Below are 20,856 nucleotides of genomic sequence, written 5' to 3' on the forward strand. Positions count from 1 at the left end.
AACGGTGATAAGGTTTATTTAGAGATCGTTAAAGATCTCTATAGTAAGCGAATCTTAACATGGTCAATCGGTGCTCATCCGAATTTGGCATTCTCATTAGCCCCATTAAAACAACTGGTGAAACAGATACCCCAAACGGGGTATCAAATCACACTCCATACTGATTAACGCTGGCAATACCAGCATCGAGCATGGAGAAAGCTACTCAAACAAATGCATATCCGGCAAAGTATGTCTCGACGAGCGACTTGTTTAGACAATGCAGCATGGGCTGTCTTTGATAAATTAAAAGTTGAAATCGTTAGTTTACAGCAATACGCAAACGCCTCAGAGCTAACCAAAGCAATCAATTCCTGGATTAATTATTACAATCAAAAGCGAATTCAAATAAAATTAGGCGGTCAATCACCACTCTATTTCGAGCGGCAATTAACTGCCTAATTAACAAAACTATTTAGTTCCAACTTTTTGGGTAAACGTCAAATCGTGAGCGGCGGTTGTTCGCTCTTTTCAGGTCGACTTATGCATTAATCACGGTTGCTGCCGTAACCAAAGATTTGAAGCACGTACAGGAAGATGTTGATGAAGTCCAAGTACAGTTGCAAAGCACCTTGGGCAGCTAACCCGCCAAGATCGACTTGGTTACCGTACTGTTCGTAGATTCGCTTCATCTTTTGGGTGTCCCACGCCGTCAACACGACGAAGATCCCAACAATAACGAAACTAAAAACGTAGCTGATCAATGATGACCGCAGCCACAAGTTGATCAGACTGACGACGATTACACCGATCAAAGCAAAAACCATCTGTGTTCCGATCTTTGTTAAATCACGGTGCGTTGTTGATCCATACACCGCCATTCCCCCAAAGATTACCGCGGAGGCCACAAAAGCTGCCATGATGGTTGCATTTGCATAGATCAAGAAAATCGTCGACAACATCAAGCCATTAACCAAGGCAAACCCCATTAGCCGGGCAACCCCCGTCGACTCATTCTGTTGAGCGCTAAACGATGAGCTAATGACAATCCCAAATTCTGCGATGACCAAGACCCATGTGAACCAGTGGTTGGCTGCCAAAAAGTTAAAGTACTGAGTGGCAAACACCTTCCCGGCTAAGAGCGCCACGATGGCGGACACCAACACAGCACCACCCATGTAACCAAACACCTTTGTCATAAAGGCGCTTAACCCGGAAGCAGAAACGTTCACTTCACGGCGCGGTTGTTGATATTCATTATTATTCACGTTAATTCCCCATTTCTAGTGTGCATCCGTAAAAGTCTGACGAATGTTGACTAATTACTTTCACATGTATTTTAACAAATCTAGCTAAACAAGCAAGTGTTTACCGCTAACCATGCACAACTTTAGAAAGTTTTATTGGGTTCAACGTTTCACCGTTTCCGCTAGTTTTTTCCTCACCACTCACTTAGAATGGTTAGTAACGTCATTCGTTATTTTCAAGAGAGGATCACCTGCATGAGTCAAACAAACACACCATCCGTTAAACCCACAACCTTTTTAACCCTCCTGTTAGGAACCCTGTCGGCGTTTGGGCCACTGTCACTTGATATGTACCTGCCGGCCCTTCCGCAACTACAAGCGAGTTTGCACACGAGTTCTGCCGCCGTTCAGGCGAGTATCAGTGCCTGCCTGATCGGAATGGCTGTTGGCCAACTTGCCATCGGTCCGTGGAGTGATCGTGTTGGTCGACGGACACCGCTACTAACCGGCCTTATTTTATTTACCGTAACGTCAACGGCCCTTATTTTCGTTCACAACATTACGCTCTTTTTAATTCTTCGTGTGCTACAGGGCTTGGCTGGTTCTGCGGGGCAAGTCCTATCCCGTGCTGTTGCCCGTGATTTATTTGAAGGCCCGCGGTTGACCCGCTTTTACGCAACATTGATGACGATCAACGGGGTCTTCCCCGTCATCGCCCCGATTGTTGGGGCCGGGCTTGTCAGCCTCTTTCCGTGGCCAGCCATTTTTATTACCCTCGCGCTAATCGGCCTCATCCTCGTTGCCGCAACATTTTTCGGTCTCCCGGAAACAGCGCCCGCAGACACAGCAACACCAGAACCGCTTAACTTCAAACCAATTTTCCATAATTCACGGTTCATGTTAAACGCAACGCTGCTTGCCCTGGTCTATGGTGCGCTGTTTACATACATTGCGGATTCATCCTTTATTTTCCAAAAGGAGTACGGCTTGAGCACGGGGGCATTCAGTCTAATTTACGCATTTAACGGTGTCGGCATTGCCCTTGGTAGCCAGCTCATGGGGCGCGCCAGTGGTCGCTTGTCTGAACACCAAATTGCCCAAGTTGGCTTTTTAGTGCCCATCATTAGTTGCGTTATTTTAGTCATCAATGCACTGACGATTAACCAGTTCTGGCTGTTTACCGCTGCTTTATGGCTTGTCGTTGTGTCGATCGGGTTCAACAGTGCTATTACGACCGCCATCGCCATGGAAAGCACCACAACCAACATTGGGACGGCGTCAGCAGTCCTTGGCACACTTTCACAAATTGTTGGTGGAATCGCCTCACCGTTAGTCGGCCTTTTTGGTTCTAACAGTGCCCTGCCAATGATTATCATCATTTTCCTCTTTGAACTAACCGGACTGCTTTTACTATGGTTTAGTCGTAAAAACACCACATTGCCAGCAGCCCACTCATAAACATAAACGACAAAAAAGCACGCCAGAAAATCTGGCGTGCTTTTTAATGACGACTCTAACCGTTATTCAAACTTGTGTTACTCAATAACGTTTCGTATTCACGTTCGTACTTTTGAACATCACCGGCACCCATAAAGATCACAACGGCATTGTGATAATCGAGTAATGGCGACATGTTCGCCCGTGTTAACACCTCGCCACCCTTGGTGATCTTTGCCCCAAGGTCGGCACTGGAAACAGTCCCGCTTTGTTCGCGCGCTGATCCAAAGATGTTTGTGAGGTACACTTTATCAGCAAGGTTTAAGCTCTTAGCGAAATCATCCATCAACGCAATCGTCCGACTGAACGTATGTGGTTGGAATACCGCAATTAATTGCTTGTCAGGATATTTTTGCCGAGCAGCATCAATGGTCGCCTTGATTTCTGATGGGTGGTGCGCATAGTCATCAATGATGGTCATATCCGCAACTTGTCGTTCTGAGAAGCGTCGTTTAACACCCTTAAACGACAACAGTTCCTTGCGTAAATCATCCATGTCCACTTTTTCAAAGTGTGCCACGGCGATCACAGCCAGACTGTTCAGCACGTTATGTTCACCAAACAATTGAATCTCGAAGTTACCCACAAATTCGTCATGGATGTACACATCAAAGTTTGAGCCCTTTGTTGTCCGCTTGATGTTCCGTGCTTGTACATCATCACGTTCATTGACCCCATAGTAGTAGACGGGAACGTCCGCCTTCAATTTACGAAGTTCTGGATCGTCACCCCAAGCAAAAATGGCTTTTCCAACTTGGCTCACATACGTTTGAAAGGCGTCGAAAACATCATCGATCCCCTTGTAATAATCCGGATGGTCAAAGTCGACGTTTGTCATGATCGCGTAGTCTGGGTGGTAGGCCAAAAAGTGGCGCCGGTATTCATCCGCTTCAAAAACGAAGAAGCGTGAGTTCGGTGTCCCCTTCCCGGTTCCGTCACCAATTAAGTAACTCGTTGGTGCAATCCCACTCAACACGTGGGCTAATAGGCCGGTTGTACTTGTCTTCCCGTGAGCACCAGCCACACCAATACTTGTATAACCGCCCATTAGTTGCCCGAGGAACTCATGGTAACGAACAACCGTTAAGCCCAGTTCCTTAGCCCGAACAATTTCAGGGTGTGTATCTGGAAAGGCGTTTCCGGCAATAATCGTTAGGCCTTCGTGGATGTTAGCTGGGTCAAAAGAATAGATCTTAATTCCCGCTTGTTCCAGTGGTCGCTGAGTAAACGTGTACTGATCAATGTCAGAACCCTCAACGTGGTCACCACGATCATGCAAGATCAATGCCAACGAGGCCATTCCTGACCCTTTAATACCAACAAAATAATACGTTGTTTCAGTGTTATCCATGACTAATGAGCTCCTTCATGAGACACATTGTCTCTGTTTACTAATTAATAATGTAGCAGGTTTTGTCCGCTTGGCGCAATTGATGGTCCTTGTTTAACCTAATCTTCATCAGTCTCCTGGTTCAACTGCTCGGGCGTTAAGTACACTTCCCGTGGCTTTGAACCCTGCTGAGCAGAAACGTAGCCGTTAGATTCCAGTTGATCAACAAGGTTGGCCGCCCGGTTATACCCAATCGAAAAGACGCGCTGAAGTTTCGATGTTGACACCGTTTTTTCGCCCGCAACGTACGTCAAAACTTCCGGCCATAAATCATCTTGGTCTTCCGCCGCAATTTCAGTTGCCAATAATTGTTTGGGCTCAAACGCATAGTGTGGCGCCATTTGTTCCCGAACAAAATCAGTCACTGCGTCAATTTCAGCATCGACATAAGTCCCCTGCAACCGAATTGGCTGACTCTTTCCGTTACCTAGATACAACATGTCTCCACGACCCAAAAGTCGTTCAGCACCAGCCGTATCCAGAATTGTCCGGGAATCAATTTGACTTGAAACCATGAATGCAACCCGGGTCGGAATGTTATTTTTGATGGTCCCCGTGACAACATCGACGGATGGCCGCTGAGTGGCAACAAGCAAGTGGATCCCGGCAGCCCGTGCCTTTTGCGTGATCCGTGCAATGTAATCTTGAACCTCTGAGGACGCAACCATCATCAGGTCAGCCAATTCATCAATAATGATTACGATGTATGGCATCTTTTGCTCTGGATGGTCACTTGCCATGGCCTTGTCGTTGTATTGCTCAATGTTACGTGCGCCAGCGGCTGCCAACCGTTGGTACCGTTCTTCCATTTCGGTGACCGTCCACTTCAATGCGGCTGCGGCCGCCTGTGGTTCAGAAACAACTGGTGACAGCAGGTGAGGAATCCCATTATACGGTGCCATTTCAACGGCCTTTGGATCAATTAAGATCAGTTTGACCTCTTGCGGGGTCGCCTTATATAAAATGGATAACAATAAGCTGTTAATGAACACAGACTTCCCGGAACCAGTGGCCCCAGCGATCAGTCCGTGTGGCATGTTCCGAAGATCCGTCACTTGTGGTTGGCCAAAAAGATCGACCCCAAGCGCCACCGTCAATGGTGACGTACTGTTCTGGAATGCAGGTGACCGTAGTACTTCGGACAACATAACTGGTCGCGACTTCAAATCAGGAATTTCGATCCCAACGGTTGATTTTCCTGGAATTGGTGCCTCGATCCGAATGTCTTTTGCAGCCAGTGCGAGTTTCAAGTCATCCTGTAAATTGGTAATTTTATTGACCCGGACGCCTGGTCCCAAGCTTACTTGAAACTGGGTTACCGTTGGGCCGACAGTGTAGTCAACCACTTCACCTGAAACATGAAACGAGGATAACGTTTCGTTTAAAACGTCGATCTGATTTTCAATCCACGCATCCAACTTTGCTTCATCACGCATCACCGGAGGCTTCAGCAGATCTAAGCTTGGAAAATGATACGTTAATAACGACTTATCATCCTCATCGGCGTAACTTCGACCAGACGGTAACTCGGTGATTGGTGCGCTGGTTTCTTCGGCCACCTCATCTTCATCAACAGAATCTGCGTGGTCGTTATTAAACAGTGCCAGGTCTTTTTGACCGTTTTGCTCTTCATTGAAGATGTCAGCCAACCCATGGCCCAAAGCCCCCTGTGGCCGCGATGGTGCGACCGGTGCAGCACTTGCTGGCTTGGTAACCACTGACGGAACTTCTTCAACGATCGTGGGCGTAACGCTTGTTGGCTCAACCGGGGCTTCACTTGATTGTGCGGACTCGGCAGCCGTTGATGCCACCATGACCGGTTGGCTCGTTACGGGAACGACCGTTGTGGTTGGTGCGACAACAACGGCCGCTTCCTCGGTCGTGACCGGCGCTTCACTGATCTCATCACTCAAGACGGTTGCTTCCGTAGCGCTTGTTGGTTCACTGGTTGGCGTTGCTAGTGATTGGACGGCACTTGGCGCGCTTGTTTCCGTTGCAGACGCGGCTTCATGGGACCAATCATCACTCACCCACGCACTCATTGCACCCTTATTTTGCTCAGAAAACGCCGTTGACGCTTGTGAGAATGGCCGGTTAACAGCCGAAACATAGCCTGCCTCGCTCGTCGCGCTTGCTTCTGGCGCAACTGGCGTCACTGAAGCGGCCGCAGGTGCCGTTGAAGTAACTGCCGTTGAAGCAGTTGATTCCACCACCGCTGCTTCACTAGCGGGCGTATGCCATGCACGACGTGGCCGAACTGTTTGCGCAATTGCACGGGCTTGCTGCGACGCATACTTCATTGCCATTGACCGGTCTAGCTCAACTTCGTTACTTCCGTAGCGAACGGCCTCGCTGGTTGCGGACATTGGTGTTGCGGCTGCAGATGACGGTCTTGGTGCTGGTGTCGCCAGTAACCGGTGTTGCCGTTGTTCACGTGCTCGTTCAAATTCTTCTGGATGTTGCCGAAAAAACGTCGGACCATCATAGTGTTTCATTGAATCACCTAAATCAATTTTGTTGTTTACTCAGCGATAAATGACGATTCCCATTCAGGAATAAAAAAGGAAGGCCCTGGCCTTCCTCACATCAATACATTACTTAATGATCATTAGTTTGGCTAGATTTTGCATTACGCAAATAGTGTATTACCCTTTTCAAAATCAAAAGGCGTTCCAACCGCCGCAAAATCATCCGGCAAAATTAACGCCCCCTTCTTTTGAGGTGCATTCTTTAACCGAAGCTCGCGACCACTAGTAATCATACCATTTGACGGCACCCCACGCAATTCGCCCGGCCAGATCACTTGCCCACTTGGCATCATTGCACCGACTTTGGCAACGACAACATAGATGTGATTCGTCATGTTCGGTGAACCACTGACAATTTGAACCGTTTGATCATTATCGATCCGCGTTGTTGTCACCAATAGGTGGTCTGAATCAGGGTGTGGCGTTGTCGCTTCAACATAGCCAACCACAAATCGTGGTTCGTGATCATTTTCCAAATCAGCTGGCATGTTTGCCGCAGTTAACGCCTGATTCAACGCGGCAACCTGGGCGTCAGTCAATGCTAATTGACCATTACCAGAAATGCTGGCATCAATCGCGCTAACGTTTAAGAAATTGTAGCCCAATGTTTGATCTGTTGCTGGATCGAAAATCCGGGCAATGTTACCTGTAACCGTCACGGCCTGTTCACTCACGTCCGGTCCGAGAATCACAACCAGGACATCCGGTGATGCCTGCTGGTTCATACTTGCAATCAACATTTTTCATCCTCCAAGATTGGGCCACGAGAATCACCAGATTTTGTGCCCAATAAACGTTTATACACCAGTTTATACGAAATTATCAGCAATTTAAAGGTGCAACGGCCCTGAAACACCATGTTTTCATCAATTTGCACAAAATTTAGTTTTCACTATGCCGATAAACGTTTGCACCAAACAAAAATGGCCGACGCTTCGTCATTCCGAAGAATCGGCCACCTGCATTTTTCAATCGTCATTAATGGCTAGGACGTTGCTTTATGTCTATGGCGCTGATCAACTAGGCCAAATACGGTCAACATCACAATTGCGGTTCCCAAAAAAAATTTCGGTAACGTTTGAATCGAGTGTCCGTGTAAAACACTCATTCCATACGTCAGCGCACTAACCAGACAGTAATATCCCAAACTGAACCACCCACTGGCGCGGCCCATCACGGCTTCATAACCAACAAGTGCACGGTTAAGCGCGTTTGGTAACGTCACGTTGAACCCCAAAAAGGCCAGAAAAAAGCCAATCACCAGCCAACCTGGCTGATTATTGATGGCTGCAAGCCATAGCCCTGCTGACGCCAAACAGCTCAATGATAAACCGCCAATAATCAACTGCTGTGGTTGCCACCACGTTAATAACCAGTTCACCAATAAGCTGCCTAACAGGCTGGCCAATGCGAGACTCAAGCCAAGGGCCCCATACGTGACCGCACGAAAATGAAAGTGGGTTTCAAAAATAAACGGTGCCTCAGCATAGTAGCTAAACAGCATGCCGTTGATTCCACCAATTAAGATGCCGTATGCCCAAACAACAGGATCACGCCATAAAAGGTGTAACAGATCTTGCTGAGCATCCGTTTCAGCCGTTATTGACTGCGGCCTCGTTTCTGGTAAGGCTAGTGCGGCATAGCCAAACACAAGAATGGCTAAAATCACGAGCGCAACGAACACGTTTCGCTCACCCGCCCAGGTTTGGATCGCGCCCCCAATTAATGGGCCCAACGCTGGGGCTAGGGCTAACGCCGCACTGGTTTGTGCAAAAATTTTGGCTCCCGCACGGCCATGGAAGCTCTCACGCATGATGGTTTGGGTCACCACAGATCCCGTACTGGCACCAAAGGCTTGGACCAGACGACTAATAATGATTCCCGTCAATGTCTGGCTAAGTAACAGGCCAACATTGCCGATGAGATAAATCACGATGCCGGCTAACAGTGCGGGGCGACGACCCCACCGGTCAGCAAGCTGCCCCCAGATAAGGACCCCAAGCGCAAACGCAATAAAGTACACGCTCATGGTCAACTGCACGCGGTTTGCACTTACATGCAGTGTTTGTTGTAATGCCGGTAAAATCGGCGTAAAGATTGATTCACTAATTTGTGGAAAGCCCACTAACGTCACCAATAATGTGAGTGTCGGAACTGTTCCGCGGACGTTTTTCATCAGATTCTCCTTAAAAATTTAATCTAGGAAAAACGTCCTTCACCGTTTACGGCAACACACACCAAGATTCGTTCATAATTCATGGTGTCACCTCTTTTCTATGTCGTTACACGATACGGAACTTGATCCAGTCTGTCAACCGTCCTATGTCAGCAACTTAGTGGTGAACAATTTTTTATATTCGCGCTTTTGGTGTACACTATGAACATTCATTAACACGTTTAGGAGGAATCATTGTGACAAATGACCATTATTACCGCCGTTTAGCACTCTTGGCCGGTGCCGGTATCAGCGCCGGATTTGCCATTGGATCAGCTATTCAAGCCATCCATGTCAAACACCCCGACCGAATCCTCGCCAAAGTTAAAGCATCATTTCAAAAGACCGGTGATCTGGACGGATCATGGATCGAGCACCGGCCCGTTCCATTTAAAAAACGGGCGTCTGACGTCCTCGTCTACCGCGGTGGCGTAACTCGTCAAGAGAATCACCACACAGTTGTTTATGCGTTCTTAGCCGACATTTATTCCGGTAAAGTTCTCGATGTATGGAAAGTGGCCACGCCCCTTTCATAGCGCGCTAAATAATTCTGCTCAATAACATAAAATGGCTGCTTCCCAAAACTTGGGAAGCAGCCATTTTATGTTACCGCCGTTCTTAATCACGATTTAGATCATCATCACTTACTTTTTTGAGGATGACTGATCACTAAGGTCACCTACATTAGTCTTTTGATTAGTCGTCCCTGTTGATTGTGACTGCCGGAACCGGGCACCCTGGAACTGAAGCAAGTTTTGCGACATTAGCGTCACGATTTGCTTGTTCTGCGGCAAATCGGTATGTTCCGCGTCACTCCCGGTGACCGTTAGTTCAGTAAAATGAGCCACCTGGTCCTGATAAACATACTTACCCGCGTACACACTTTCAACCGGCACAATCCCGTCACTGGTGTAATTTTCCGTGCCCGCGACGAGATAAACATTAAGTGCCTTTGGTAATTTATTCCGGTTATCAACCATGTCATTTAACATGTCGACCCGTTTAGTTTGATCCTTATCTTCAAGGTTAAACGGTGACCCCAACATCATTAACTCGTGCATCTTGAATTTAGACTGGTTGAAGTAATTCTCTAAAAAGAGGGTGTAAATGAGGCCCCCGTTCGAGTGTCCATAACCAGAGAAGTTATTGAAGTTATAGGTCTTTGCTAAGTACAAAAAGGCTGTGTTAAACCATTTTGCCTGTTTTTTGATGTTGCTGTACCCATCCTTGTTGTTCTCAAATGCCACAACAAAGAATGGTGCGTTATCACCAGCCCGCACATGACCAGTGACCCGCAGCGTGTTATCAGTTTTGACTGTCACCTTAACCACACTGTGCTGCACGGGTTGCTTATTTCCCTGCTGGTTCGGGTTCGCCTTCCCAGAATTAATTGTTTTGATCAGGTCGTCAAACCGATTTTGACCAGCTGATGATCCAGGAATAAAAATCACCGGGGACATTTGCGACTCACGGATGGCCCGTGGCTTTGTCACTGTATGGGTAACCCCTGGCACGGTGCACACAACAATGAGCACCAGAAAGAGAACAAATGCGCCTAATACGCCCCACCGAGTTCGTTTAATCTTCATGGTCGTCTCCTTTTGCCTTGGCTTTCTTTGCTCGGTCACGCTGAATCAATAAGGCCTGCAGACGATTACCATTTTTAACAAACGGAATAAACAACGCCACATCCACGATGAACAAGACAAACGCGACGATCAACGTTTTGATGTCGCCCCCGGTTCCCACGTATCCTTGCAACACGCCCGGTGTCGTCCACGGAATTCGATAAACGACCGGTGGAATCACCTTTGTCTTAATTAAAATTGCCCCAACCACCATGTTGATGACCGGCACAAAGACCATCGGAATCAGATAAATCGAATTGAAAATCACAGGCAACCCAACTAAGCCAATTCCCGATAGGTTTGACAATGCAGGTAACAGTGATCGGTAAGCAACCCGTCGCTCACGATGGGTAATCCCGACTAAAATAATGGCAATTGCCAATGCTAATAACCCACCAACACCACCAATGTTTCCAAACACATCGTACAACGTATGTAACGTGATCGGATATGGTGCCCCAAAGGACGTGTGGTGCGCCTGGGCAAATTGAGCGTTAGCGCCAGAAAACGTCGAGTAATTAATCAACCGTGGCTGTGCAATGGGACTCGCCAGCCCGATAAACATCAAGAGATTACTAATAATGGCCGAAAGCAAAATCGCCGGAACCCGAGTGGTCGCGTTCCCAACCGTAATGGCCGCCAGTCCCTCATTTAAAATCCCTAGTGGCCCCTGCGTTGTAACCAGGCTGATCAACCAGCCCAAGAGCATAAATAGCATCAGCACCAACGCCAATGGGATAAACATGCGTTGAGACCGCGCGAAGACCCGGTCATCGTCCGTTAATTGTTCGATTTTTGGAAGGTGCCGCGTCAACGGCAAGCGAAAAATCATTCCGACAATAATTCCGGTCACAAACGCTAAAAATAAGCCGCGCAACCCGAAGTTATTAAACAAAAACAGGTTATCTGCGCTCCGATAATCATAATTCAAAATCATATATGCGGCGGCACTTGCTAACCCAGTGGTCATCTTATCCCGGTGACACATTTCGGCGTAGTAGTACCCCACAAGATAAGCAGCACAAATACTGACCACAACGTTTAGCATGATCACCAGGTCGGTTAACAAATCACTTGCAATCAGCAACTTCTCACCAAGGGCCTGAAAGTGGAAAATTTGAAAATAAAAGCCGTCTGGCCGAAGCCAAGCTTCGTTGATCCAGTTAAGCAAAACATCCATCATGACAAACGGAAAGAGGATGGTTAGTGCGTGGCGAATAACAGCCATTAATGGCCGGTCACGAAAAAAAAGCGCTATGGCGCCATTTCGTGCATGAAAAGCGCTCATTAAGCGTTTCATTATGGTTCCTCCTCGTCCCTTTAATTAAGTTCTTTATACCCCCCGGGTTTGTTGATTGCAAGCCATATCACGTCATTTTCGTTAAAAGTCCGGGCGCCGATGTTGATGAGAAGATGACCACAAAAAAGACGCCCTTCCTTATCATTAAGAAAAGCGTCATTTAAGAACGGCTCATTCACCGTTATTTTTCTGTTGGAACAAACTGTGCCACCAGCCGGTAAATTGGTTGGCCCTTGGCAGCAAATTTTTGTTCGTATTCCGTTTCTACGTTTTCAAACTGGCCATCACTTGCCGCAACGTCTGTATGCAGATCTAAGGAAACTTCCGTCAGTTTCATCCCGAAGTTGGCCATGCTCATCAACGAATATTCGAACAAATGCCGATTATCCGTCTTAAACTGAATTGCGCCACCGATCCCTAAGACTGCAACGTAACTGGCTAAAAAGGTTGGTGATGTTAACCGCCGTTTTTCATGACGCGTCTTTGGCCATGGATCAGAAAAGTTCAAATACAGATGATCCACTTCTAAAGGTTCAAAGAAGTTTTCAATCCCCTGACCATCTGCCAACACCCACTGAAGATTTGGCAATGCTTCTGGCAGCGACCGTTTTAATGCGGCCCCCAGCACAGATTTTTGTAACTCGATCCCCACAAAGTTTCGTTCTGGGTGGGCCTTTGCCATGCCAATTAAAAATTGCCCCTTACCGGTCCCAATTTCAACTTGCAGCGGCTGTTCCCGTTCGAAGCGGTCCTGCCAGTGGCCCCGATGATTCACGGGTTCCAAAACGATTGCTTGTGGATTAGCGGCGATCAGCTCGTCCGCCCATGGTTTGTTTCTAACGCGCATACTTATTCTCCTTAATTAAGGTCGCTAAATAATGTCATTACATTGCCATCTTCTTCAATCGTAAGCGACTGTACCAACCAACGAAGATGATTAATTCTAAGCCTAAGGCGAAAATATCGGTGCCAAGCCGCACCCAGGACCAATTCACGCTGGCGTCGACAGCCACCAGTGCAACCGCCGTCAACGTTAACAGCACTGTTAACACCCGGCGAAAGGCCGCTAACTGCATGACAGTGGTCACCGGATAAAGGTGCGTGAACACCTTGCCTGCGTACTGTCCGTAAAATGGTAATAACTGAAAGCCAATTAGATAGACCGCCAAAAGCATTACGATCAGGCTGATCACCTGACTATGAACAAAGATCAAAATAACCATGCCAATAACGGTAAGCCGCACCACCAAACCGAATGTATCACTGTCGCGGCCTAACCCACGGGTAAATAGATAGAGGTATGGATTGGTTGATCGACCAACGATCATCCGCCACAGTGGGTCCAAATACCGGCGCCGTTTAACCGTTGCTTTAACCTGAGGAACGTCCGTAAACAGATTGAAGAACCGGTATAACAACATCATCCGATTGGATTCTTCATCCACAAGCACATGCCAGGCCAGTTGGCCACGCACCCACGATTGGCGTAGTCCAAAACTGGTCAAGGCGACAGCAAGGATTCCCAACCCGACTGCTAACCAGGCTGAAAGCCATACACCGCTTGCAAAAATCACTAATGGAACGATCCAGTTCAAGTACCGCGCCCATCCAACCGTTAAGCGTGTTTGCTGAACGGTTTGGCGCAATGCTAAGTTCATCCATGCCGCTTTAACCAAGATCTGGGTGACGATCATGAGCCCGGCTGAAAGCAAGCTCAGTTGGTCTGCTTGCCCCATAAATGGCACGAGGATAACACCGATCACCACTTGAATCACGCTCGCCATTAACAAACTGTAATTACGTGCGTGACGCAGATACGTGTGGAGTGGTGCCTCTGCTGGTAACAATAAAACCGCGTCGGCTGGTTCAATCAGCGTTGCTAATCGCCCCAACTGACTGCCGGCCGTCAGGATAACAACGGTTAGAATGGGTCCCCACCAAACGCCTGCTGTTAAGGACTTCAATCCGTTTTGATAGGCAAAGCCCAACGCACCGAAAAAGAAGAACAGTGCGATAACAAAGTGATCTGTGAAAACGAGGCGCAGATACTTCAGCAGCATGTTTCCGTGACGAGACAACCGCTGTGAAAACAACCGGCTTAACTCATTCATCGCGCTCACCATTGGCCAACGCAAGGTAAATTTCATCTAGGGATTCCCCGGCGTCTGGGAAGGCCGCCCGCAGTTCTGGTAATGTCCCAGCGACCCGAACCTCACCTTGGTGCAGTAAGACGAACCGGTCACAATATAATTCAGCGTTTGCAAGAACGTGGGTCGACATTAAAATGGCTGCCCCACGTTTTTTTGCTGCCTGAATCAAATCTAAGAGATCGTGAACTGCAACCGGGTCCAGCCCCAAAAATGGTTCATCAATAATGAAGACACTGGCCTGCGTCATGAACGCATTCACGATCATCACCTTTTGTTTCATCCCCTTTGAAAAGTTCACGGGGAACCAGGTTAGCTTATTGTCTAACCGAAACAATTTTAATAATTCGTGAGCCCGTGGCCAGGTCTGTTCTGGATCTAGTCCGTACGCATGCATTGTTAATGTCAGCGTCTCTTCCAACGTCAATTCATCGTACAATACCGGCAACTCCGGAATGTACGCAATTTGTTGTTTATACGCCACCGGGTCATCGGTTAACGTCACACCGCCCAGTTTGATTTGTCCATGTTGCGGCGTTAATAACCCAATAATGTGATTAATGGTGGTTGATTTCCCAGCACCGTTTAACCCGATCAAGCCGACAATCTCCCCGTCATTCACGCGAAATGTCACGTCTTTTAACACTGGTACTTGTGAATAACCTCCCACAAGGTGGTTGACTTCAATACCCATAATGATGTCCTTTCACAAAGAAAAATCGTTGCTCCGATTATAGCATACCTCACCCCGTGATGACGGCCATCAAACGCCGCTTCCTACCCCGACGCAAAACTTTTCGTTCTTTCCATTGATGTGTATAATTGGGGTAATCACGATTAACTGAGGAGGCTCCACAATGTTAGATGATAACTGTCTATTCTGTAAAATTATTAAGGGTGATATCCCGAGCTATACGGTTTACGAGGATGATGACGTCAAGGCCTTTTTGGATATTTCACAGGGCACCCCTGGTCACACACTCGTTATTCCTAAGACACACATCCCTGACATTTTTGCTTATGATGAGGCACTTGCGCAGCGCGTCTTTGCAAAAATCCCGAAGATTGCCCGGGCCGTCCGCGATTCTAACCCTGACATCGTGGCCATGAACATCGTTAATAACAACGGTGCCGTGGCGTACCAATCAGTCTTTCACTCACACTTTCACTTAGTTCCCCGTTACAGTGACCACGATGATTTCAAAATGATTTTCAAGGATAATAGCGCTCAATATGATGACGCTGCCTACAAAGCGCTGCAACAACACATCATTGATCACATGGAGGCGTAGCCCATGTTTAACAAACTCACTGATCCGATTCGCGACCTCATCCAATCCACAGCGGATTTCACAAAGGCAATAAAACGGCTCAACAACAACGTGAACCAACTATCGGCAACCGCAACCCAGGCTCAAGAAACCATCACCGACATTCAAAAGTCCGTGGACCGGTTCCAGTTCAAGGTTAACGCACACCAAAAAGTTCTTCAGGAAGGTGTGGACCAACTCAATCAGGATCTTAATGATCTCACCAACCGTCTCCCCCACTAAACGGAAGATTCCTTAAGCGAAACTTAACCCAAAGCAAAGTTTCTGTTAAGGGCGCGCAGGCATTCTACTTTCAGCTTAATCTATGTTAAGATATGCTTTGTGTGATTCATTAGACTCAACTAAAAAACGAATTGGATGTGAACTTTTTATGAAAAAATGGTTACTTATTCCTGCTGGCCTCTTGATGGCCCTTTCCTTAGCCGCTTGTGGTAACAAAACAGTGGCAACAACTGATGGTGGTAAAGTTACTCAGGACGAATATTACTCAAGCATGAAGACGACAAGTCAGGGTAAGCAAGTTCTGCAACAGATGATCATCAAGAAGGTTCTTGAAAAGAAATACGGCGACAAGGTTTCTGACAAGAAGGTTACTAAGCAATACGATGCCCTGAAGAAACAATACGGCTCAAGCTTTAGTAGCATGTTAGAACAACAAGGAATGACCGCTTCTGGCTTAAAAGACACGTTGCGTTTAAACCTGTTGTTACGTGAAGCTGTTAAGAACGACGTGAAGATTTCTGACTCTGACCTGAAGAAACAGTTCAAAGACTGGGAACCTAAAGTCCAAACAGCCATCATCGTTACTTCTTCTAAGGACAAGGCTCAAAAAGCCATTGACGCTTTAAACAACGGAGACAGCTTTAGTACCGTTGCTAAGAAGTACTCTGAAGACTCCAGCACAAAGAACAAGGGCGGAAAAGTCGGCAAGTTCGATAACGCCACTTCTTCTGTTGATGACTCCATTAAAACAGCAGCCTTCAAGCTGAAGAATGGTGAATACACCACTAGTCCTGTTGCTGACACAAGCTCAACCACTGGGACAAAGAGCTACTACGTCATCAAGATGCTTGACAAGCCTTCTAAGGGAACTTGGAAAGATCACAAGCAGGACTTAAAGAACCAAATCTGGGACCAAGACATGGATACCAGCAATGGTGGGACGGTTCTTCAATCCGTTATCTCTAAGGAATTGAAGAAAGCCAATGTTTCCATCAAGGACAATGACTTGAAGGATGTCTTATCACAATACACATCAACTTCATCTTCATCCACTTCAAAATAATTAGTTTTCTAAATAAGAGCGCCGAAACCTCCTTAGGTTTCGGCGCTCTTTTGCATGGCGAAGGCCCAAAATCACCGCTGGTTAAGATCGCAGTGTTGATATGCTTGCATTCTTTTCAAAGTTAGCCGACAATATGGCTGTTTTAAATCATTCATTTATCGGAGGTGCGTTATTATGGCAACAACACATGAATTAACCTTTAGTGACGCTGTTTTAGCTAAAATCAAACCCCTACTGATTAAGGGCAACCGCTTATTATTGAGCTACGATGACGGCGTTGGCCCCTATTCACATCATGGGTTAATGGCGCTTCAAATTTCCTTTCAATTGATTGTTGTGGGTGAAGCCGCAGACATCACCGATTATCAAGCCACGCTGCCATCTAATCTGGGCCCCGTCCATTACAAAGACTATTCCGGCGAATTTCTCGGTCACCACTTGCAAGCCGACTTTAACACGTTGATGCACACCATTCGCCTTTCTGATGAAAGTGAACAGATCGACGATGACGTTGCCTTAATTATTGATCCAAGCGCGGCTAAATAACGTTAGCCAGAAAGGTTTGTCACATGCCATCCATTACGCACATTCAAATTATGTTGTACGTTAACGACGTGCCCGCCATGGCCACTTTTTGGCAACACGCGGTGAGCGCAGAAGTGTCCAACCGTCAGAACATGCCTGACGAGTCTGAAAGTGTAACGCTCACAATTTTGAACCAGGTTGATTTGTGTCTGTTTGATCAACACTTTATTCAGACGACTTCCCCAGAAGTGGCGTTAAATTCGCCATCGCTCTTATTCCAAACGTCACATTTTGATGTCCTCTACCACCAGATCCGCACGGTTAGCCCATCAACTGGTGCCATCAGTGTGCACAATCAACAACGCAGCTTTAACTTTGCGGATCCTGAGGGTCATTATTTTGCCGTCAGTGAAATCCCGTCTTAGTGGCAGTATAAAACCCCAAAAGTTAGTGATAACTTTTGGGGTTTTCCTATGGATTAACATTCACTGAGCACTAGCCGTCCTGTCTAACTAAACCGCCCCTGCCTTAAGGATTTTACCAGTTGTCTTTTGAACCTTACTTTTCCGCCGATCCATGGCGTATTTTACAATGATCAACCCGTTTGCAAGCACCAATGCGCCCAAAAGCATCAACACATCAACGCCAATCCCACCGTTCAGCGAGATTCCCTGCCGAAGCCCATCAATGAGGTACGTCATTGGTAAGTACGGATTGATGATCCGGGCGTAGTTACTCGTTAATTCCACCGGGTACAATCCGGCTGCCGCAGAGAGCTGCACCACCAGTAAGATTGTAATGAGCCACGTGCCAAAGTCACCCAAGACCACCCGCAAACAGAAAAATCAATGATAAGAATGTCAACGCGCCCAACACAATCATGACGCTAAGTTTTCCTTCATTGACAGCATGAAGCCCGTTCCCGAAAGCCAATGTCGGAATCAAGATGCCCGCCTGTAAGAGGCCAACCGCCCCAATAATTGAAATTTTGCCACACCAGTACCGCCATGCTGAATCAGTGTGCTTCTTTGAATAGCTTGCATCAAACATAGTCCCAAGACCAATGCCGCCAACAAAGACCCCAATGGCAATTGAGAATGGTGCCATCCCGGTTCCGTTATTCGGAACCTTTGCAACATCCGTTGTGGATGATTCCACGGGTGAAGCCAACACTTTTGCCGTCTTATTTGTCTGTTTAATTTGGGCCAACTGAATGGCCCCCTTCGTTAAATGACTCGTCAACAACTGTTCGCCCGCGGTCGCCTGCTGCATCCCCGCGGTTAATCCCGCCGTTTGAGCAGCAATTGCATGTGCCACTTGGTTAGACCCTAACTGCTGGTCTAGTTCCTGATTTTCGCCATCCACAGTTTGCAAGCCCTGACTAATTTTTGTTAGTCCCGCTGTGACGGTGCCAGTTTTTTGCCCAGCCGTTGCCATTCCTGCCTGGGCACCCTTAAATGCGCTCAGCAAAGCGGCGACGTTCATTTGACTTACCTGCTTTGAAACGTTTGCTCGAATCACTGTTGTCGCCCCAGTTGTCATCTTTGAAACGATAAAATTGCGGCCTGAGTTGATCGTAAATTTGAGCTTCGCCAGTTGCGGTGTTTTAGTAAGTAACGTTATTGCACGTTTAGAAAAATTATGTAGGATCGTCACCACCATGTCGTAGCCACCAGTCCGAATCCCCTTACGTGCGGCCTTTACTGTTGTAACATGATAATCCATCGACTTTGAATTGTTAAGTTTATTCGTCAACTGGCGGCCAATATCAATCGACCGCCCGTGAACGGCTGTCGCCTGATCATGATTAACGACCGCTACCGGAATGTGGTCCACCCTTCCGTACGTATTCCACATGGATGATAAATAGAGAAAGCAGTAAATGGCGGGAATCAGCGCAATCGCAAGTAACGCTGCTACCAATCCCGGCTTTTTCCATAATTGGTTCCACTCGTTTTTAATCATTTAAATCCCTTCCCCTCGTAAACCATTTGACGCTTGGTTCAAGGATTATCCTAGTCGGGGACTTATCGGGATTCAATGTGCAAAACGACGCCAAGTGTTCATTTTTGGGAAGCGTCTAAACGAACCGGGCTAATTCAACGGCTGATAGTTGGTGGCTCGCGATAAAAATCTGGAAAACGTCAGCAACTGTTTCTGACCGCTCATCTCGTAACCAATAAGTAATTGTCGCGAGCACATTTCACAAGCATAGGCCGACGGGATGTTGTAATCAGCCGCCGGTGCCGCTTGTGGCGCGTCACTGACCCCCTTCGTGATTTCAGCTTTCGTTGCTTGCTTCATCTTATCAGCCAACTGTGATTCTGGCGTCTTCAATAATGCCTTCACTAGTTGCCGGTGTGCATCTAAATAATTAAAGAGCCAATAAAAAGCGTTATCCTCAGCCTGCAAAACGGTTTTAGGCATTTCTCGTTTCGCGTGTGTTTTAAAGACCCTTTCCACACCGTCGATCAAACGGTCTTCATACTTTTCCAACAAATCAAACTTATCTAAATAATGTAGGTAAAAGGTGCCTCGACTAATATGAGCCGTTTCGACAATGTCCCTAACGCTCATCTTTCTAAATCCTTTATTTGAAATAAGCTGAATCACTGCCGTTTCAATTTTGGCTTCAGTTTGTTGCCGCTGACGTTCACTTTTCATGACTAACCATCCCTCACTTAGGCCGCGTTTTCTTGATTATAACAGGAATTATTAATAACCAGCTGGCCAACACAAAAACGATCAGGGAATCATCCCCTGATCGTTTTTAAGTAGTCTTATAAATTATTATTTTGGTTGTTCATTTGTTTCTTCCGCCGTTGGTCGAAAGAAGTTGCGCCCGTCCAGGCCAAAGATTCGTTCAGAAAAGGCCCCCGGTTCAGTGTGTTCAACGGCCGTTGTCATCATTTGAATGCTGGCATCTAACTCATCCAAATCGTGAAGCACTTCCGCCTCCAACAGGTGGGGGCGAACTGGCGAACCGTATTCCATTAGGCCATGATGTGCTAGGATCATGTGCCGGAGCAAGATCAATTCCTCATCTTCAGGATCAAAGTGCAGTTCGTGACACACATCAACAATTTCTTCATCGATGAGGACAATGTGCCCGATCAAATTGCCTGCCAAAGTGTATGTGGTTGACACTGGTCCCGATAGTTCCGTCGTCTTTCCAAGGTCATGTAACAAGGCCCCAGCGTACAGCAAGGAGCGATCAATGTTCGGGTGGAGATCGGCCACCGTTTTAGCAAGCCGGGCGATGGAAATTGTGTGATACGCCAATCCGCCGGCAAACGCATGGTGGTTCTTTTTGGCTGCTGGGAAGCTGTAGAAGTCATCCGCGTGCCGTTGTAACAGCGTCCGCACCACCCGGTTCCATGATGGCGTTGTGATCTCAAAAATAATGTTTGAAATCTCTTCTTCCATCGCCGCGCGCGACATTGGTCCGTGAGCGACGAATGCTGACGGGTCATGTGGTTCGCTGTCATTGGCCAACCGTAAGTTTAAAATTTTGAGCTGTGGGCGTCCTTGATACAATTCCTTTTTTCCGTGGACAAGCACCACTTGTCCCGCAACATAGGTTTGAATGTCTTGTTCATTTGCATCCCAAACGTTTCCCGCTAACTCGCCTGATTGATCTTCAAACGTTAGGTGGATAAACTGCTTGCCGTTCTTTGCTGTCCGGACATCAGCCCCCTTCAGCAAAACAAACAGATCAAATTCTTCATCCACTTGGAACGCCATTAACTGTTTTTCTGGCATTTTGCTTCTCCTCGTTTACATC

The 20,856-nt window shown here is 47.2% G+C and carries 22 protein-coding genes; 8 read left to right on the forward strand and 14 right to left on the reverse strand.

Annotation, left to right across the window (positions count from 1 at the left end; translation table 11 throughout):
- Window positions 1-231: 231 nt before the first annotated feature.
- Window positions 232-441 carry an IS3 family transposase gene (locus ACKTR5_RS06410; protein WP_407880215.1) on the forward strand — a complete coding sequence of 70 codons (210 nt, stop codon included), beginning with the start codon at window positions 232-234 and terminating at the stop codon, window positions 439-441.
- An 86-nt stretch (window positions 442-527) separates the two neighbouring features.
- On the opposite strand, the gene ACKTR5_RS06415 is transcribed toward ACKTR5_RS06410, so the two are convergent.
- Window positions 528-1,247, reverse strand: a complete 720-nt coding sequence (locus ACKTR5_RS06415) for a Bax inhibitor-1/YccA family protein (RefSeq protein ID WP_407880111.1) — start codon at window positions 1,245-1,247, stop codon at window positions 528-530.
- Between the two features lie 234 nt (window positions 1,248-1,481).
- On the opposite strand from ACKTR5_RS06415, the gene ACKTR5_RS06420 reads away from it, so the two are divergent.
- Window positions 1,482-2,684, forward strand: coding sequence for a multidrug effflux MFS transporter (locus ACKTR5_RS06420; RefSeq protein ID WP_407880112.1), 1,203 nt, complete (start codon window positions 1,482-1,484; stop codon window positions 2,682-2,684).
- Window positions 2,685-2,739: 55 nt separating this feature from the next.
- Here the strand turns inward: ACKTR5_RS06420 and murC are convergent, their stop codons facing one another.
- The 4 genes from murC to ACKTR5_RS06440 form a co-directional block, all read right to left on the reverse strand.
- Window positions 2,740-4,074 carry a UDP-N-acetylmuramate--L-alanine ligase gene (murC, locus tag ACKTR5_RS06425; protein ID WP_407880114.1) on the reverse strand — a complete coding sequence of 445 codons (1,335 nt, stop codon included), beginning with the start codon at window positions 4,072-4,074 and terminating at the stop codon, window positions 2,740-2,742.
- A 98-nt stretch (window positions 4,075-4,172) separates the two neighbouring features.
- Window positions 4,173-6,608 carry a DNA translocase FtsK gene (locus ACKTR5_RS06430; protein ID WP_407880116.1) on the reverse strand — a complete coding sequence of 812 codons (2,436 nt, stop codon included), beginning with the start codon at window positions 6,606-6,608 and terminating at the stop codon, window positions 4,173-4,175.
- Window positions 6,609-6,742: 134 nt separating this feature from the next.
- A complete protein-coding gene (gene ytpR / locus ACKTR5_RS06435; protein ID WP_407880118.1) occupies window positions 6,743-7,381 on the reverse strand; it encodes a YtpR family tRNA-binding protein in 639 nt (212 codons plus the stop codon).
- A gap of 245 nt (window positions 7,382-7,626) precedes the next feature.
- On the reverse strand, window positions 7,627-8,817 hold the full coding sequence (locus ACKTR5_RS06440) for a multidrug effflux MFS transporter (RefSeq protein WP_407880119.1): 1,191 nt from the start codon (window positions 8,815-8,817) through the stop codon (window positions 7,627-7,629).
- A 236-nt stretch (window positions 8,818-9,053) separates the two neighbouring features.
- Here ACKTR5_RS06440 and ACKTR5_RS06445 point away from each other — a divergent pair, with 236 nt between their 5' ends.
- Window positions 9,054-9,392: a hypothetical protein gene (locus tag ACKTR5_RS06445; RefSeq protein ID WP_407880121.1), complete on the forward strand. Its 339-nt coding sequence runs from the start codon at window positions 9,054-9,056 to the stop codon at window positions 9,390-9,392.
- Window positions 9,393-9,500: 108 nt separating this feature from the next.
- Here the strand turns inward: ACKTR5_RS06445 and ACKTR5_RS06450 are convergent, their stop codons facing one another.
- The 5 genes from ACKTR5_RS06450 to ACKTR5_RS06470 all read right to left on the reverse strand — a co-directional run bounded on the left by ACKTR5_RS06450 (window position 9,501) and on the right by ACKTR5_RS06470 (window position 14,625).
- Window positions 9,501-10,445, reverse strand: coding sequence for an alpha/beta hydrolase (locus ACKTR5_RS06450; RefSeq protein ID WP_407880122.1), 945 nt, complete (start codon window positions 10,443-10,445; stop codon window positions 9,501-9,503).
- Complete coding sequence (locus ACKTR5_RS06455; protein WP_407880124.1) at window positions 10,435-11,784, reverse strand: hypothetical protein; 1,350 nt, start codon at window positions 11,782-11,784, stop codon at window positions 10,435-10,437. The genes ACKTR5_RS06450 and ACKTR5_RS06455 overlap by 11 nt, the downstream gene beginning before the upstream one ends.
- A gap of 181 nt (window positions 11,785-11,965) precedes the next feature.
- Window positions 11,966-12,631, reverse strand: a complete 666-nt coding sequence (trmB, locus tag ACKTR5_RS06460; RefSeq protein ID WP_407880126.1) for a tRNA (guanosine(46)-N7)-methyltransferase TrmB — start codon at window positions 12,629-12,631, stop codon at window positions 11,966-11,968.
- Window positions 12,632-12,668: 37 nt separating this feature from the next.
- The gene (locus ACKTR5_RS06465; RefSeq protein WP_407880128.1) at window positions 12,669-13,931 is read right to left on the reverse strand and encodes an ABC transporter permease; all 1,263 of its coding nucleotides are present in this window, start codon (window positions 13,929-13,931) and stop codon (window positions 12,669-12,671) included.
- On the reverse strand, window positions 13,888-14,625 hold the full coding sequence (locus tag ACKTR5_RS06470; protein WP_407880129.1) for an ABC transporter ATP-binding protein: 738 nt from the start codon (window positions 14,623-14,625) through the stop codon (window positions 13,888-13,890). The genes ACKTR5_RS06465 and ACKTR5_RS06470 overlap by 44 nt, the downstream gene beginning before the upstream one ends.
- Before the next feature lie 163 nt (window positions 14,626-14,788).
- Between ACKTR5_RS06470 and ACKTR5_RS06475 the strand changes: the two genes are divergently transcribed.
- From ACKTR5_RS06475 to ACKTR5_RS06495, 5 genes are all read left to right on the forward strand, one after another.
- The gene (locus ACKTR5_RS06475) at window positions 14,789-15,223 is read left to right on the forward strand and encodes an HIT family protein (RefSeq protein ID WP_407880131.1); all 435 of its coding nucleotides are present in this window, start codon (window positions 14,789-14,791) and stop codon (window positions 15,221-15,223) included.
- 3 nt (window positions 15,224-15,226) lie between these two features.
- Complete coding sequence (locus tag ACKTR5_RS06480) at window positions 15,227-15,484, forward strand: hypothetical protein (RefSeq protein ID WP_407880133.1); 258 nt, start codon at window positions 15,227-15,229, stop codon at window positions 15,482-15,484.
- A 148-nt stretch (window positions 15,485-15,632) separates the two neighbouring features.
- Complete coding sequence (locus tag ACKTR5_RS06485; RefSeq protein ID WP_407880134.1) at window positions 15,633-16,547, forward strand: peptidylprolyl isomerase; 915 nt, start codon at window positions 15,633-15,635, stop codon at window positions 16,545-16,547.
- A gap of 174 nt (window positions 16,548-16,721) precedes the next feature.
- Entirely contained in the window at window positions 16,722-17,093 is a 372-nt protein-coding gene (locus tag ACKTR5_RS06490; RefSeq protein WP_407880136.1) for an iron-sulfur cluster biosynthesis family protein, read from the forward strand.
- Window positions 17,094-17,116: 23 nt separating this feature from the next.
- Complete coding sequence (locus tag ACKTR5_RS06495) at window positions 17,117-17,497, forward strand: VOC family protein (RefSeq protein ID WP_407880138.1); 381 nt, start codon at window positions 17,117-17,119, stop codon at window positions 17,495-17,497.
- An 87-nt stretch (window positions 17,498-17,584) separates the two neighbouring features.
- Here the strand turns inward: ACKTR5_RS06495 and ACKTR5_RS06500 are convergent, their stop codons facing one another.
- From ACKTR5_RS06500 to ACKTR5_RS06515, 4 genes are all read right to left on the reverse strand, one after another.
- A complete protein-coding gene (locus tag ACKTR5_RS06500; RefSeq protein WP_407880140.1) occupies window positions 17,585-17,896 on the reverse strand; it encodes an ABC-2 transporter permease in 312 nt (103 codons plus the stop codon).
- A complete protein-coding gene (locus ACKTR5_RS06505; protein WP_407880141.1) occupies window positions 17,889-19,037 on the reverse strand; it encodes a YhgE/Pip family protein in 1,149 nt (382 codons plus the stop codon). Before ACKTR5_RS06505 ends, ACKTR5_RS06500 begins: the two co-directional genes overlap by 8 nt.
- A gap of 129 nt (window positions 19,038-19,166) precedes the next feature.
- Window positions 19,167-19,736: a TetR/AcrR family transcriptional regulator gene (locus ACKTR5_RS06510; RefSeq protein WP_407880143.1), complete on the reverse strand. Its 570-nt coding sequence runs from the start codon at window positions 19,734-19,736 to the stop codon at window positions 19,167-19,169.
- A 126-nt stretch (window positions 19,737-19,862) separates the two neighbouring features.
- On the reverse strand, window positions 19,863-20,834 hold the full coding sequence (locus ACKTR5_RS06515) for a 3'-5' exoribonuclease YhaM family protein (RefSeq protein ID WP_407880144.1): 972 nt from the start codon (window positions 20,832-20,834) through the stop codon (window positions 19,863-19,865).
- Window positions 20,835-20,856 lie beyond the last annotated feature (22 nt).

The organism is Furfurilactobacillus entadae, assembly GCF_045862745.1.
Classification (GTDB): domain Bacteria; phylum Bacillota; class Bacilli; order Lactobacillales; family Lactobacillaceae; genus Furfurilactobacillus; species Furfurilactobacillus entadae.